This window comes from Dactylosporangium sp. CA-139066 (assembly GCF_050936175.1).
Classification (GTDB): Bacteria; Actinomycetota; Actinomycetes; order Mycobacteriales; family Micromonosporaceae; genus Dactylosporangium.
The window spans coordinates 6,514,150-6,528,311 of sequence record NZ_JBNJNH010000001.1 but is presented as its reverse complement, the minus strand read 5'-3'; the positions used below and the strand labels follow the sequence as shown (position 1 = coordinate 6,528,311).

Below are 14,162 nucleotides of genomic sequence, written 5' to 3'. Positions count from 1 at the left end.
TCCCGATCGATATTGTGCGTAGCTGGGTTGTTGTCAGACGTTTCGCCGGTACTGGCCGCCGACCTCGAAGAACGCCGCGCTGATCTGGCCGAGCGAGCAGCAGCGCACGGCGTCCATGAGCGCGTCGAACACGTTGCCGCCGCCGGTGGCGGCCGCCTTGAGCCGTTCGAGGGCGGCGGGCGCGGCGTCGGCGTGCCGGGCGTGGAAGTCGGCCAGCCGGTCGAGCTGCGACTGCTTCTCGGCCTCGGTGCCGCGGGCCAGCTCGAGGGACTGGACGGGCTTGGCCGCGCCCTCGGCCAGGAACGTGTTGACCCCGATGATGGGCAGCGACCCGTCGTGCTTGCGGTGCTCGTACACCATCGACTCGTCCTGGATACGGCCGCGCTGGTAGCCGGTCTCCATCGCGCCGAGGACGCCGCCGCGATCGGCGAGGCGGTCGAACTCGGCGAGCACGGCCTCTTCGACCAGGTCGGTGAGCTGTTCGACGATGTACGAGCCCTGGAGCGGGTTCTCGTTGTCGGACAGTCCCCACTCGGCGTCGATGATCATCTGGATCGCGAGGGCCCGGCGGACCGACTGCGCGCTCGGGGTGGTGACCGCCTCGTCGTAGGCGTTGGTGTGCAGGCTGTTGGCGTTGTCGTAGATGGCGCACAGGGCCTGCAGCGTGGTGCGGATGTCGTTGAAGTCCATCTCCTGCGCGTGCAGCGACCGGCCCGAGGTCTGGACGTGGTACTTGAGCTTCTGGGCCCGCTCGCCGGCGCCGTACTTGTCGCGCATGGCGGTGGCCCAGATCCGGCGGGCGACCCGGCCGATGACGGTGTACTCGGCGTCCATGCCGTTGGAGAAGAAGAACGAGAGGTTGGGCGCGAAGTCGTCGATCTTCATGCCCCGCGCGAGGTACGCCTCGACGTAGGTGAACCCGTTGGCGAGGGTGAACGCGAGCTGGCTGATCGGGTTGGCCCCGGCCTCCGCGATGTGGTAGCCGCTGATGGACACCGAGTAGAAGTTGCGCACCTGCTGGGCGATGAACCACTCCTGGATGTCGGCCATGCAGCGCAGCGCGAACTCGGTGGAGAAGATGCAGGTGTTCTGGCCCTGGTCCTCCTTGAGGATGTCGGCCTGCACGGTGCCGCGCACCGTGGCCAGCGTCCGCGCCGCGATCTCGCGCCGCTCGGCGTCGCCGGGCTGCCGGCCCTGCTCGGCGGCGAACGCGTCGACCTGCTGGTCGATCGCGGCGTTGAAGAACATCGCCAGGATCGCCGGGGCGGGCCCGTTGATGGTCATCGAGACCGAGGTGGTGGGCGCGCACAGGTCGAATCCGCTGTAGAGCTCGCGCATGTCGTCGACGGTCGCGATCGACACCCCGGAGGTGCCGACCTTGCCGTAGATGTCCGGGCGGCGGTCCGGGTTGCGCCCGTACAGCGTCACCGAGTCGAACGCCGTGGACAGCCGGGTGGCCGGCTGTCCCTCGCTGAGCAGGTGGAAGCGGCGGTTGGTGCGGAACGCGTCGCCCTCGCCGGCGAACATCCGCGCCGGGGCCTCCTCGGTCCGCTTGAACGGGAAGACGCCGGCGGTGAACGGGAAGTACCCGGGCAGGTTCTCGCTGCGCAGGAAGCGCAGCATCTCGCCGTCGTCGGCGGAGCGGGGCAGGGCGACCCGGGGCAGCGTCGTGCCGGACAGGGTGGTGCGGGTCAGCGGCGTGCGGATCTCCTTGCCGCGCACGGTGTACACCTGCTCGTCGCCCTCGTACCGGGCCCGCGTCGCCGGCCACTGCGCCAGCAGCTCGCGGACGTCGCCGCGCAGGTCGGCTTCGGTGCGCTCCAGCAGCGCCTCGACCGCCTTCGCCGCCTCGGGCTCGTGCGTGGCCAGCAGGTCCCGGGTGGCGGCGAGGTGCTGGCGGCGGCGCGCGAGGTCCACCTGCTCGGCGGTGGTGGCGTGGTACTGGCGTACCGTCTCGGCGATCTCGGCCAGGTACCGCTCCCGGCCCGTCGGCAGCACCGACGACAGCCCGGTGGAGGTGCGGCCGGCGACGGCGGGCAGCACGCCCGGGAAGGCGGGCAGGCCGTGCGGGGCGAGCAGTCCCTTGAGGTACTGATACAGCGCGGTCACGCCGTCGTCGTCGAAGCGGGCCGCGCTGGTGCCGAAGACCGGCATGTCCTGCCACGGGGTGCCGAACGCCTCGCGGTTGCGCACGAGCTGGCGGGCCACGTCGCGGCGCGCGTCCTCGGCGCCCCGGCGCTCGAACTTGTTGATGGCCACCGCGTCGGTCAGGTCCAGCATGTCGATCTTTTCGAGCTGGCTGGGCGCGCCGAACTCGGGCGTCATCACGTACAGCGACACGTCGACGAACGGCACGATCGCCGCGTCGCCCTGCCCGATGCCGGGGGTCTCGACGACGACCAGGTCGTAGCCCGCGGCCTTGCAGGCGGCGATGACGTCGTCGAGGTGCTCGGGCAGCTCGGTGCCCGGCGTGCGGGTGGCCAGGGACCGGAAGAAGACCACGCCGGGGGCGATGCTGTTCATCCGGATGCGGTCGCCCAGCAGCGCGCCGCCGCGGCGGCGGGTGGGGTCGACCGCGAGGACGGCCACCCGCACCTTGTCCTCGCTGTCGCGGCGCAGCCGGCGGACCAGCTCGTCGGTCAGCGACGACTTGCCCGCCCCGCCGGTGCCCGTGATGCCCAGGACCGGCACGGTGCGCGCGGCCGCGGCGCGGCGCACCGCATCCGCCAGGGCGTCGTCGGCGCCGGCCGACAGTACGGTGATCGCCCGGGCGAGGGCCGCCTCGTCGCCGGACAGCAGCGCGTCGACGGCGGGCCCGTCGGCGGCCAGGTCGACGTCGCAGTCGCGGATCAGCTCGTTGATCATGCCGGGCAGGCCGAGGCGCTGGCCGTCCTGCGGGCTGAAGATCCGCACGTTGCGCGAGGCCAGCAGGTCGATCTCGGCGGGGACGATCGTCCCGCCGCCGCCGCCGAACACCTTCACGTGCCCGGCGCCGCGCTCGGCGAGCCGCTCGACGAGGTAGCTGAAGTACTCGACGTGGCCGCCCTGGTAGGAGGAGACGGCCACGCCGTTGGCGTCCTCCTGGAGGGCCGCGTTGACCACCTCGTCGACGCTGCGGTCATGGCCGAGGTGGACGACCTCCGCGCCCTGGCTCTGCAGCAGCCGCCGCATGATCGTGATCGCGGCGTCGTGCCCGTCGAACAGGCTGGCCGCGGTTACGAAGCGCACTGGGTGCACCGGCACGTGCAGCTTGGAGGAGGTGGCGGACGGCTTGGGCTGAGTCATGGCACTCCTGGACCGGTGTTCCGGTGATGCGGGCTGAAAAAATAGTAGGATGCCCAACTATGTGATGTCCACGGAATGTGACGACCTTTAGGATTGCTCCCGTGTCCACTCCCGACCGCCTGCCAATGGACCCCATTGCCGAGGCGCGCCGCCAATGGATCGCCCACGGCTGGATCGACGCCGCGGCCGGAATGGCGGCCGTCACCTCGCTCATGCGCGCCCAGCAGATCGTGCTCGCCCGCGTCGAGACGGTCCTCCGGCGCCACGGTGTCACCTTCGCCCGCTACGAAGCGCTCATGCTGCTGCACTTCAGCCGCACCGGCGCGCTGCCGATGGCCACCATCGGCGCGCGCCTGCAGGTGCACCCCACCAGCGTCACCAATGCCGTCGACCGCCTGGAGGCGGCCGGACTCGTCCGCCGGACCTCGCACCCGACCGACCGGCGCGCCACCCTCGTCGAACTCCTCGACCCCGGCCGCGAGCTCGCGGTCAAGGCGACCCAGGAACTCAACGAGGAGGTGTTCTCCGCGCCCGGGATCTCGCCGGCCGCGGTGACGCTGCTGGTTGCGGTGCTCACCGAGATGCGCCGGAGCGCGGGCGACTTCTGACGCGCGGGCCGACGTCCGCAGGCGCGGCGGGTCGCCGCGCCGCCCTTGCCGACCGGTCGACTTTGTCACGAAGTCCACGGCCCTGGCGATCGAAGGACGTAGGAAGTCCTAGCATCGGAGGCGCGAGATCCGGTGAAAGGGGTGGGCATGGACAATCAGGACAGAATCGTGCTGCTGGACGGTGCGCGGACGCCCGTCGGCAGCTTCGGCGGCGTCCTCAAGGACGTCCCGGCGCACGAGCTGGGCGCGGCGGCGGCGCGAGCCGCGCTGGAGCGCGCAGGCGTCGCGCCGGCGGACGTCGACGAGGTGGTGATGGGCTGCATCGGTCAGGTCGGCCCGGACGCGTACAACGCCCGCCGTGTCGCGATCGCGGCGGGACTGCCCAAGAGCACGCCGGCCTACACGGTGAACCGGCTCTGCGGGTCCGGGCTGCAGGCGATCTGGTCCGCGGCCATGCAGATGCGGTGGGGCGGCGTGGACTTCGCGCTCGCCGGCGGGGACGAGTCGATGTCCCGGATGCCGTTCTACGACTTCGGTGCCCGGTCGGGCTACAAGCTGGGTGACCGGACCCTCACCGACGGTACCGTGATGATGCTGACCGATCCGTTCCACGGCGTGCACATGGGCGTGACCGCCGAGAACGTCGCCCGCAAGTACGACGTGTCCCGGCAGGCGCAGGACGAGTTCGCGTTGCTGTCGCAGCAGCGGGCCGCCTCGGCCGCGGCCAGGGCGGCGTTCGCCGAGGAGATCGTCCCCGTCGAGGTGGGCGGCCGCCGGCCGGTCACGGTGCGCGAGGACGAGCACCCCCGGCCGGATACGACGCTGGAGGCGCTGGCGGGCCTGCGGCCGGCGTTCGAGAAGGACGGCACGGTGACGGCGGGGAACGCGTCGGGCATCAACGACGGCGGAGCGGCCGTGGTGCTGGCCCGGGAGTCGGTCGCGGCGCAGCGCGGGCTGACCGGCCTGGTCGCGCTCGAGGCGGTGGCCACCGCGGCGATGGAGCCCGAGCTGATGGGCTACGCCCCGGTGCAGGCGCTGCAGAAGCTGTTCGCCCAGACCGGGACCTCACCGGGCGACATCGGCACGGTCGAGCTGAACGAGGCGTTCGCCGCCCAGGCGGTGGCCGTGATCCGGGACGCGAAGCTGGACCCCGAGAAGACCAACCCCTACGGCGGGGCCATCGCGCTGGGCCACCCGGTCGGCGCCACCGGGGCCATCCTCTCGTTGCGGGTCGCGAAGGACCTGGTCCGCCGCGACCTCGAGCTCGGCGTGGTCACCATGTGCATCGGCGGGGGACAGGCCCTCGCCGCCCTCTTCCGGCGGATCTCGTGACCGCTCCCGGTGTGCTGTTCGAGGCCGCTGCCGGCGTCGGCCGGATCTGTCTGAACCGGCCCGAGGCGTCCAACTCGGTCGACCTCGACACGGCCCGGGCGCTGGGCCGGGCGGTGACCGCCGCGGCCGCGGACGACGTGAAGGCCGTCCTGCTCGTCGGCGCGGGCAAGCGGTTCTGCGCCGGTGGGGACGTGCGCTCGTTCGTTGACGCGGCGCAGCCGTCGGCCTACCTCCATGAGCTCGCGAGCGTCCTCGGGTCTGAGCTGGGGCGGCTGGCGGACCTGCCCAAGCCGGTGGTCGCCGGCGTCCACGGCGCAGTCGCCGGCGCCGGCCTGGCCTTCGTGCTGCATGCGGACATCGTGGTCGCCGGTCGCTCGACGAAGTTCCTGATGGCGTACGCCGGCGTCGGCCTGACACCCGACTGCGGCGTCTCCTACCTGCTGCCCCGTGCCGTCGGCCTGCAGCGGGCGCTGGACCTGGCGCTCACCGGTCGCGTGCTCACGGCCGAGGAGGCCTTGGACTGGGGACTGGTCACCGAGGTCGTCGACGACGACGTCGTACACGAACGGGCGGCCGAGCTGGCCGGCCGGCTCGCGAGCGGACCGGCCCACGCGCTGGGCCAGGCCAAGCGGCTGATCCGGTCGTCCTACGAGGTGACCCGTGAGCGCAGCGTCGCGGACGAGGCATCCACCATCGCGGCCGCGGTGAGCACCGAGGAAGCGCAGCGACTCGTGGGGCAGTTCATCAGCAAGTGATCTAGCAAGGGACGCCGGGGCCCGCCTGGGGCGGGCCGGCGTGGTTGCGGTTTCCGTGCGCCGGACGAGCCGCCCGGTCCGGCCAGGAGTGCCGGACCGGCCCCCGGTGCCACCGCCTCGGCGCCGCCGGCGCGCTCCGATGGCCCGTCGCCGGAGCCTGTTCAGCAGCCATTACGCCAGCTGGACGCCTGCCTGGTATCGGCTCTCAGCTTCCTGATTCCGCGGACGAGATGATTGCTAAACCAGAATCATAGTTGCTAGGGTTCGCAGAGTTTCCAGCAGGTTTCCGGCCGGTGACAGACGCTGCCGGCCCAGCTCCAGACGTTGTGTCCACGAGGATCGCGGAGGAACCGACTGTGGTCAGATCTGCGCGTTATTTGGCCATTGCAGGCATCGCAACGGCGGCACTCGTGCTCGCCGGTTGCGGAAAGGCAGCGGAGTCCGGCTCGTCGACGGGTCTGCCGTCGACGATCGAGCTGCACTCGATCAACGAACTCACCGGTCCGGCCGGCATCGCGGGCGTCGAGATCCAGAAGGGATACGACCTCGCGATCAAGAAGATCAACGAGACCAAGCTGCTCGGCAACACCACGCTGAAGATCAGCTACGACGACACCGGCGGCAAGCCGGCCGTGGGCGCGAGCTTCGCGTCGAAGGCCGTCGCGGCCTCGTACCCGATCGTCTTCGGCTCCCCGGTGGGCGCGGACGCGCTGGCCGAGGCGCCGATCCTCGCCAAGGCGAAGCAGCCCACGATCTTCAACGAGGCCGCCAGCAACGGCGTCATCGCGGGGCCGACGATCTACCGGATGACCCCGGTGCTCAGCGACTACTACAACCTGACGCTCGAGTACCTCAAGTCCAAGAACGTCAAGACGCTCGCCATCCTGACCAACTCGGACCAGCCGTCGCTGCAGCAGATGGCTCAGGAGGCGAAGGACGACGCGGCGAAGTACGGCTACACCGTCGTCTCGTCCGACGTCGTCGTCTCCACGCAGACCGACGTCGCGGCGACGGTCAGCAAGATCGCGGCCGCGAAGCCCGACGCCGTCGCCGCGCTGGTCCAGACCGGCCAGAACTCCACGGTCGTGAAGCAGCTGTCCGAGGCCGGCTACACCGGGCTCATCACCAGCTCGACCTCGGCCGGCGGTGGCGCGCTCAAGGCCGCGGGGGCCGCCGCGAACGGTGTGGTCTGGGCGACCAACTACACCTACCAGCAGACCGGCAACGGCAACGAGGACTTCGTCAAGGCGTTCAACGCCGCCTACGGCACCAACCCGACCAACTGGGCCGCGACCGCCTACGACGCCATGTTCTTCGCCGCGCGCAGCCTCGCGGAGGCGAAGTCGGTGGACAAGGCCGCGGTCGCCGCGGCCCTGCAGAAGGTCGGCACCGAGGGCTTCACCGGCATCCGGGGTGACGTGAAGGTCAAGGACGGCCAGCAGGTCGCGTCCGGCGTGATGGTCCGCTGGCAAGACGGCAACCAGGTTCCGGTCACCGGCTGAGAGGAGTGCGGCGGTGGCTGTACAGTTGGTCAACGCCCTGGTGCTGGGTGGTATCTACGTCCTCTTCGCGCTCGGGCTCAGTCTGACCTGGGGAACGCTGAACATCCTGAACCTGGCCCACGGCGCCGTGTTCATGTTCTCCGCGTTCGCCTGCTACCTGATCACCGAGCGGTGGCACCTCGCGTTCCCCCTGCTCGTGGTGATCGCGATGCTCGTCGGCGGGGCCATGTCGCTCCTGCTCGACGTGGTGGTGTTCCGGGCGATCAGAAGCCGGGTACAGGACGAGGCCAAGGCCGAGCTGGCGATGCTGATCGCCAGCCTCGGCGCGGCCACCATTCCGCTCAGCATCGCGCAGCGCATGACGTCCGACCAGCCCTTCTCGCTCGCGGAGGGCTCGTTCAAGACGCGCATCTTCAGGATCGGCGCCGTCCCGCTCACCAACGACGGACTGGCGATCTTCATCCTGGCGATCGTCCTGGTCGTCGGCCTGGCGGTGTGGGTGCGCAAGTCGCGTAACGGGCGGGCGCTGCGGGCCCTCGCGGCCGACCCCGAGACGTGCGGGCTGATGGGGATCAACCCCCGCGCGCTGACGGCGTTCACGCTGTTCTTCGCCGGGGCGACGGCCGGGCTCGGCGGAATCCTGCTGATGGCCCACCTGGGCAGCATCACCCCGATGACCGGCGAGACGCTGCTGCTCAAGGCGTTCGCCTGCGTGATCCTCGGCGGCGTCGGCAGCGTGTGGGGCACGCTCGCCGGGGCGTACGTCCTCGCGTTCTCCGAGGTGATCATGACGGTGACGACGTCGGGCACCTACACCGACGCCATCTCCTTCGCGATCATCATCGCCATCCTCCTGATCCGTCCGCAGGGGCTGTTCAGCCGGGCAAAGGTCGACAGGGTATGAGTCTCTGGTACGAAGCGAATACCACGGTCATCCAGCAGACCCTCATCTACCTGGTGCTGGCGGCGAGCTTCCAGGTCGTGCTGCGGGCCGGCGTCTCCTCCTTCGCCAGCATCGCGTTCTACGGCGTCGGCGGCTACCTGGCCGCCAACCTGGCGACCTCGGGCTGGCCGCTGCCGGCGACACTGGCGGTCGTCCTGGTCACCGCCGCGGCGATTGGCTGGGCGCTCGCGGTGCCGTTGACCCGGCTGCGCGGGCTCTACCTCGGCATGGCCACGTTCGCCGTCGATCAGATCGTGCTGATCTTCGCGGCCAACGGGGGTGACTTCACCGGGGGCACCGTCGGCCTGTTCGGCATCCCGAGCCAGTTCGACACGCCCCTGCTGGTCGGGCTCGTCGTCGTCGCGATGGTCCTGATCAGCCAGCTCGAACGCGGCTCGCTGGGGCGCGCCTTCGCGTCGCTGCGGGTGGACGAGAACCTCACCCGGGCGATGGGCCTGGAGGCCCGGCGCCTGCGCATCCTCATGATGGTGCTGAGCGCGGTGCTCGGCGCGGTGGCCGGCGCGGCCAACGTGCTCACCTTCACGGTGATCACGCCGGAGTCGTTCGGCTTCGACCTGCTCATCACGGCATTGACCATGGCCGTCGTCGGCGGGGTCCGTTCGTGGGTCGGTGCGGTCATCGGGGCGGTGCTGGTCACCTGGTTCCCGATGGTGTTCACCGTCCTGCAGGGCGGGTGGCGGCAGATCGTCTTCGGCATCGTCGTCGTCGCGGTGATGGTGTTCGAGCCGGACGGGCTGCTGGGGGTCGGACGCCGCATATGGCGCCGGCTGCAGCGCTCACGCCGTCAATCCGTCGAGCCGGACGCGGCGGCGCAGGCCGCCTCCGCGGCCGCCGAGCGTCAGAAGGTGCGGGCATGAAGGCGCTACTCGCGGTGCAGAAGGTCTCCGTCCACTTCGGAGGGACGAAGGCGGTGCACGAGGTCGACCTCGAGTTCGAGGCCGGCCGGCTGTACGGGCTGATCGGCCCCAACGGCTCGGGCAAGAGCACACTGCTGGGCGCGATGTCGCGGCTGACCCGGCTGACCGCCGGCGCGCTCGTGTTCCGCGGCGACGCATACACGCATCTCACCCCGGAGGCGGTCGCGCGCCTCGGCGTGCGCCGCACGTTCCAGACGGTGCGGCTGCTGCCGGAGATGACGGTCCTGGACAACGTCAAGCTCGGCGCCGACGCCCGCCTCGCCGGCCGTTCCATCGCCCGCAACTGGCTTTTCCCGGCGCACACCGCCCGGGTGGAGAAGCAGGGCGCGCGGGCGGCGGCGGAGGCGATCGAGCGACTCGGCCTGACCGCGGTCGCGCGGGAGTTCCCGCTCAACCTCTCGTACGGCACGCAGCGACGGGTGGAGATCGCCCGGGCGCTGGCGGCGCAGCCCAGTGTGCTGATGCTCGACGAGCCCACCGCCGGGATGACGCGCGAGGAGCGCGACGAGGTCGGCAGCCTGCTGCGCGAACTGAGCGCCGACGGGCTCACCCAGATCCTCGTCGAGCACGACGTCCCCCTCATCACCCGCGTCTGCGACCACCTCTACGTGATGAACGCGGGGCAGCTCATCGCCTCCGGTGACGATCCGGCGGCCGTGGTGCAACGCCCCGAGGTCCAGGAGGCCTATCTCGGAAGGCGAGCCCATGCCGTTTCTTGAAGTGCAGGAACTCGGCGTCCATTACGGCGGGATCATGGCGGTGCGGCGGGTGGACCTCGCCGTGGAAGAGGGACAGGTCTTCGTCGTGCTCGGGCCGAACGGCGCGGGCAAGACCTCGACCGTGCGCGCGATCTCCGGGCTCATCCGGGGCAGCGCGGGCCGCGTGGTCTTCAACGGCAAGGACATCTCCCGGGCCCCGTCGCACAGGATCGCCCGGGCCGGTCTGGTGATGGTGCCCGAGGGCCGGCGGATCTTCGCACCGCTCAGCGTCGAGGAGAACCTGCTCATCGGCGGCTATGCGAACAAGGACGCCCGCAACCGGGAGTCGACGCTGGCGAGCTGCTTCGAGATGTTCCCCGTCCTGCGGGAGCGCCGGAACGAGCGGGCCGGGCTGCTCAGCGGCGGCGAGCAGCAGATGCTCGCGTTCGGCCGGGCGCTCATGGCCGATCCGAAGATGATCCTCATGGACGAGCCGTCCATGGGCCTCTCGCCGGCCATGGTCGACCAGATCATGGCCTCGGTCGCCGCCATCGCGGCCCGGGGGATCGCGATCCTCATGGTCGAGCAGAATGCCGCGGCCGCGCTGCCGGTGGCGACCGACGCGGTCGTCCTGGAGCGGGGCGAGATCGTACTGCGCGGCTCGGCCCGCGAGCTGGCGTCGCATCCCGATGTGGTGACGGCCTTCCTCGGTGAGTCCGCGGGCAGCCGATCCGACCACGACCGGACGGAGGTAGCCGGATGACCACCCCGCAACCGGACCAGCTCGCGCTGCTGGTCGACCGGATGGCCGTGCAGGACGTGCTCGTCCGCTACGCGACGGCACTGGACAGCCGTGACTGGCAGCTGCTGCGCACGTGCTTCACCCCCGACGCGGTCGGGGTGTACGAGACGCTCGGCGAGCAGCACGGGTACGAGCGCATCGAAGCACTGTGCCGCGGCGCGCTCGAACCGCTTGCGGCGACGCAGCACATCATCACCAACATCGTGGTCGAGCTCGCCGGAGACCGGGCCCGGACGTCGTGCTACCTGCAGTCGATGCACGTGCGGGAGCGCCCGGACGGCGACAACTTCATCGTCGCCGGCCAGTACCGCGACGAACTCGTCCGCACCGCCGACGGCTGGCGGATCGCCCGCCGGAACCTGCGCCGCATCTGGACCCAGGGCCGGCTGGGTGATCACGGCAGATCCGCGGGCAGTGCCGGTCCGAGCAGCCCCAGCCCGAGCAACCAGGAGTAGACGTGCCGACACTCACCATGCAGGAGAGCTCCGCGCTGGTCGCGCTGGCTCGCGAGTTCGCCACCACGGAAATCGCTCCAAGGGTGGCCGAGTACGACGCGCAGGAGACGCTGCCCCGCGACATCCTGGCCAAGCTGGGCGAGCTCGGCTTCTTCGGCGGGGCCGTTTCCCCCGAGTACGGCGGCCTGGGGCTGGACTACGTGACCTTCGCCCAGGTCATCGAGGAGATCTCGAAGGTCTGCAACGCGATGGGCTGCCTGATCTCGATGCCCTCGGGACTCGTGGGGGCCAGCATCGAACGCTTCGGCACCCCGGAGCAGAAGGAGCGCTGGCTGCGCCCGCTCGCCGAAGGCAAGTTCTTCGGGGCCGCCGGCGTCACCGAGCCGCGCTCGGGAAGCGACGTCGCCGGCATGACGACGAGCTACGTCAAGGACGGCGACCAGTTTGTGATCAATGGCGCCAAGGCGTGGATCACCAACATCGACATCGCCGACTTCTTCGTCACGTTCGCGACCGGCGACCGGTCGAAGCGCCACCGCGGCGTGACCGCCTTCCTGCTCCCGCGCGACACCCCCGGGATCAGCGTCTCCCCGTACCACGGCAAGCTGGGATTCCGGCCGCTGTGCAGCGGGGACCTGGTCCTGCAGGACGTGCGGGTCGGACCGGACGCGGTGCTCGGCGAGGAGGGCGGCGGCTTCGCCGTCGCGATGACGGCGGTGGAGCGGGGGCGGCTGGGAGTCGCGGCGCGGGCGCTGGGCGTGGCCCAGTCCTGCCTGGACGACGCCCGGGCGTTCGCGACCGTGCGCGAGGCGTTCGGCCGTGAGATCGCGAACTTCCAGATCGTGCAGTCCAAGATCACCGACATGGCGGTGGGCGTCGAGACGGCCCGGCTGCTGGTGACCGCGGCGGCCGCGGCGCTCGACCGGGGCGAGCGGGCCCGCCGGCTCACGAGCATGGCGAAGATGTACGCCAGCGACGTCGCCTTCCGATCGGCCGCCGACGCGGTGCAGATCCACGGGGCGTCCGGGGTGTCGCCGGAGTACCGGGTGGGCCGGCTGTTCCGGGACGCCAAGGTGCTGCAGATCGTCGAGGGCAGCAACGACCTGCACCGGGCGCTGATCGCCGAGATGGAACTGGGCCTGCGGCCCGCCTCTTGAAATCTGGACAGGTACCCGAACCGAAGGGGATCGAGATGAGTGAAGCAGAGATCCGCAACGACGTCGTGCTCGCCTGCCGGGGCCTCGCCGCCTCCGGCATGGGCGACATGATCGGCGGCCACGTCAGCATCCGCGTGCCCGGCGAGGAAGCCTACTGGTGCAACGCCTTCGACCGCGCGCTCGCCGAGATCACCCACGACGACGTCGTCAAGGTGGCCTTCGACGGGACGGTCCTGTCGCCGGGGCGCTACGTCAGCGTCGGGCTGACGTTCCACAGTGGAATCTACCAGCTGCGCCCCGACGTCAACGCGATCGTGCACTCGCACGGGCACTGGATCACCGCGCAGACCGCGTTCGGGCGCCCGCCGCAGTGCTGGCACAACCTCGCGACGCTGTTCGAGGACGAGTGCGCGATGAGCCCGGACGACACGCTGGAGGCGATCGCGCCCGCGCTCGGCGACAAGTCGACGATCCTCATTCCGTGGCACGGGGCGATCACCGTGTCCGACACGATCGCGCGCGCCGCGGGCCTGCACCACACCCTGGAGTACGTCGCGCGCCTGGACGTCACGCTGACCCCGACGCCGGCGACCCCGATGCCCGAGGAGATGCGCACGGGCATGCGCGATCTGATCATGAAGGTGGGCTACCTGGAGGAGACCTGGCAGCTCATCCGCCGGCAGGGGCGCCGGGCGCTCGCGGCGGAGGGTGTCCAGCTTCCGGATCTCGCCACGGCGAGCTGATCTCATTCGTCGCCGGCGGTCGGCGACTCCCGCGGTCGAGGAGGGTGGACGATGTTCGAGGGATTTCAGCGAGGTACGGCCGACGTCGGCGACGTCGAGATCAACTATGTTTCGGGCGGAAGCGGGCCGGCGGTGATCCTGCTGCACGGCTACCCGCAGACGCTGACCCAGTGGGCGAAGCTGGCTCCGCTGCTGGCGGACGACTTCACGGTGGTGTGCGCGGACCTGCGGGGCTACGGGGACTCCTCGAAGCCCCGCGACGCCGCCGACCATTCGACCTACTCCTTCCGGGCCATGGCCGCCGACCAGGTCGCGCTCATGGACCACCTCGGCCATGACCGGTTTCATGTGGCGGGCCACGACCGTGGTGGCCGGGTCGCGCACCGCCTGACCCTGGACCGGCCGGACCGGGTCGCCTCGCTGTCGGTCCTCGACATCGTGCCGACCTACGCCATGTACATGGAGACCAATCGTGAGCTCGCCGCGCGGTACTGGCAGTGGTACTTCCTGCCGCTGCCGGCGCCGTTCCCGGAGCGGCTCATCGGCGGGGACCCGGACTACTACTTCGAGAACTGCCTGGTCAGCAACGGCGGGTCGGGCCTGGAGCAGTACGACGCGGAGATGGTCGCGGAGTACCGCCGCTGCTGGAACAACCCCGAGATGATCCACGCGTCGTGCTCGGACTACCGGGCCGGCGCCTCGATCGACCTGGAGCACGACCGCGAGGACCTGCACCTGAGCGTCGACTGCCCGACGCTGGCCCTGTGGGCCGGGGAAGGGCTGGTGCGCAAGCACTTCGACGTCGGCCAGGAGTGGCGGCGGCGCTGCTCGAACGTCCGCTCCGAGTCCGTCCCGGGCGGCCATTTCTTTCCCGAGCTGCAGCCCGGCGAGACCGCTCGGATCATGCGGAGCTTCCTCGGCGCGTGAACCGGCGGCCGCGGCCA

13 protein-coding genes are annotated in these 14,162 nt (G+C 70.7%); 12 read left to right on the top strand and 1 reads right to left on the bottom strand.

Annotated features, from left to right (window positions below):
• Window positions 1-33: 33 nt before the first annotated feature.
• Complete coding sequence (icmF, locus tag ACQEVU_RS29965; RefSeq protein ID WP_433329337.1) at window positions 34-3,285, bottom strand: fused isobutyryl-CoA mutase/GTPase IcmF; 3,252 nt, start codon at window positions 3,283-3,285, stop codon at window positions 34-36.
• A gap of 101 nt (window positions 3,286-3,386) precedes the next feature.
• On the opposite strand from icmF, the gene ACQEVU_RS29960 reads away from it, so the two are divergent.
• The 12 genes from ACQEVU_RS29960 (at window position 3,387) to ACQEVU_RS29905 (ending at window position 14,145) form a co-directional block, all read left to right on the top strand.
• Window positions 3,387-3,893 carry a MarR family winged helix-turn-helix transcriptional regulator gene (locus ACQEVU_RS29960; RefSeq protein ID WP_433329335.1) on the top strand — a complete coding sequence of 169 codons (507 nt, stop codon included), beginning with the start codon at window positions 3,387-3,389 and terminating at the stop codon, window positions 3,891-3,893.
• Window positions 3,894-4,040: 147 nt separating this feature from the next.
• Window positions 4,041-5,225, top strand: a complete 1,185-nt coding sequence (locus ACQEVU_RS29955; protein WP_433329333.1) for a thiolase family protein — start codon at window positions 4,041-4,043, stop codon at window positions 5,223-5,225.
• Window positions 5,222-5,980 carry an enoyl-CoA hydratase/isomerase family protein gene (locus tag ACQEVU_RS29950; protein ID WP_433329332.1) on the top strand — a complete coding sequence of 253 codons (759 nt, stop codon included), beginning with the start codon at window positions 5,222-5,224 and terminating at the stop codon, window positions 5,978-5,980. Before ACQEVU_RS29955 ends, ACQEVU_RS29950 begins: the two co-directional genes overlap by 4 nt.
• A gap of 410 nt (window positions 5,981-6,390) precedes the next feature.
• Window positions 6,391-7,482, top strand: a complete 1,092-nt coding sequence (locus tag ACQEVU_RS29945; RefSeq protein WP_433329330.1) for an ABC transporter substrate-binding protein — start codon at window positions 6,391-6,393, stop codon at window positions 7,480-7,482.
• Window positions 7,483-7,495: 13 nt separating this feature from the next.
• Window positions 7,496-8,386 (top strand): branched-chain amino acid ABC transporter permease, encoded by an 891-nt coding sequence (locus ACQEVU_RS29940; RefSeq protein WP_433329328.1) that lies wholly within the window; start codon window positions 7,496-7,498, stop codon window positions 8,384-8,386.
• Entirely contained in the window at window positions 8,383-9,303 is a 921-nt protein-coding gene (locus ACQEVU_RS29935; protein ID WP_433329326.1) for a branched-chain amino acid ABC transporter permease, read from the top strand. The genes ACQEVU_RS29940 and ACQEVU_RS29935 overlap by 4 nt, the downstream gene beginning before the upstream one ends.
• Window positions 9,300-10,082 carry an ABC transporter ATP-binding protein gene (locus ACQEVU_RS29930; protein WP_433329324.1) on the top strand — a complete coding sequence of 261 codons (783 nt, stop codon included), beginning with the start codon at window positions 9,300-9,302 and terminating at the stop codon, window positions 10,080-10,082. Before ACQEVU_RS29935 ends, ACQEVU_RS29930 begins: the two co-directional genes overlap by 4 nt.
• Window positions 10,069-10,824 (top strand): ABC transporter ATP-binding protein, encoded by a 756-nt coding sequence (locus ACQEVU_RS29925; RefSeq protein WP_433329322.1) that lies wholly within the window; start codon window positions 10,069-10,071, stop codon window positions 10,822-10,824. Before ACQEVU_RS29930 ends, ACQEVU_RS29925 begins: the two co-directional genes overlap by 14 nt.
• Complete coding sequence (locus ACQEVU_RS29920) at window positions 10,821-11,318, top strand: nuclear transport factor 2 family protein (protein ID WP_433329320.1); 498 nt, start codon at window positions 10,821-10,823, stop codon at window positions 11,316-11,318. Before ACQEVU_RS29925 ends, ACQEVU_RS29920 begins: the two co-directional genes overlap by 4 nt.
• A 2-nt stretch (window positions 11,319-11,320) precedes the next feature.
• A complete protein-coding gene (locus ACQEVU_RS29915; RefSeq protein ID WP_433329318.1) occupies window positions 11,321-12,475 on the top strand; it encodes an acyl-CoA dehydrogenase family protein in 1,155 nt (384 codons plus the stop codon).
• 35 nt (window positions 12,476-12,510) lie between these two features.
• Window positions 12,511-13,218: a class II aldolase/adducin family protein gene (locus ACQEVU_RS29910; protein ID WP_433329316.1), complete on the top strand. Its 708-nt coding sequence runs from the start codon at window positions 12,511-12,513 to the stop codon at window positions 13,216-13,218.
• 51 nt (window positions 13,219-13,269) lie between these two features.
• Window positions 13,270-14,145 carry an alpha/beta fold hydrolase gene (locus ACQEVU_RS29905; protein ID WP_433329314.1) on the top strand — a complete coding sequence of 292 codons (876 nt, stop codon included), beginning with the start codon at window positions 13,270-13,272 and terminating at the stop codon, window positions 14,143-14,145.
• Window positions 14,146-14,162 lie beyond the last annotated feature (17 nt).

Excerpts from the sequence above, each read along its gene's own strand:
- icmF (WP_433329337.1), bottom strand. The coding sequence starts at position 3,285 with ATGACTCAGCCCAAGCCGTCCGCCACCTCCTCCAAGCTGCACGTGCCG.
- ACQEVU_RS29955 (WP_433329333.1), top strand. The coding sequence starts at position 4,041 with ATGGACAATCAGGACAGAATCGTGCTGCTGGACGGTGCGCGGACGCCC.
- ACQEVU_RS29935 (WP_433329326.1), top strand. The coding sequence starts at position 8,383 with ATGAGTCTCTGGTACGAAGCGAATACCACGGTCATCCAGCAGACCCTC.
- ACQEVU_RS29930 (WP_433329324.1), top strand. The coding sequence starts at position 9,300 with ATGAAGGCGCTACTCGCGGTGCAGAAGGTCTCCGTCCACTTCGGAGGG.
- ACQEVU_RS29925 (WP_433329322.1), top strand. The coding sequence starts at position 10,069 with ATGCCGTTTCTTGAAGTGCAGGAACTCGGCGTCCATTACGGCGGGATC.
- ACQEVU_RS29920 (WP_433329320.1), top strand. The coding sequence starts at position 10,821 with ATGACCACCCCGCAACCGGACCAGCTCGCGCTGCTGGTCGACCGGATG.
- ACQEVU_RS29910 (WP_433329316.1), top strand. The coding sequence starts at position 12,511 with ATGAGTGAAGCAGAGATCCGCAACGACGTCGTGCTCGCCTGCCGGGGC.
- ACQEVU_RS29905 (WP_433329314.1), top strand. The coding sequence starts at position 13,270 with ATGTTCGAGGGATTTCAGCGAGGTACGGCCGACGTCGGCGACGTCGAG.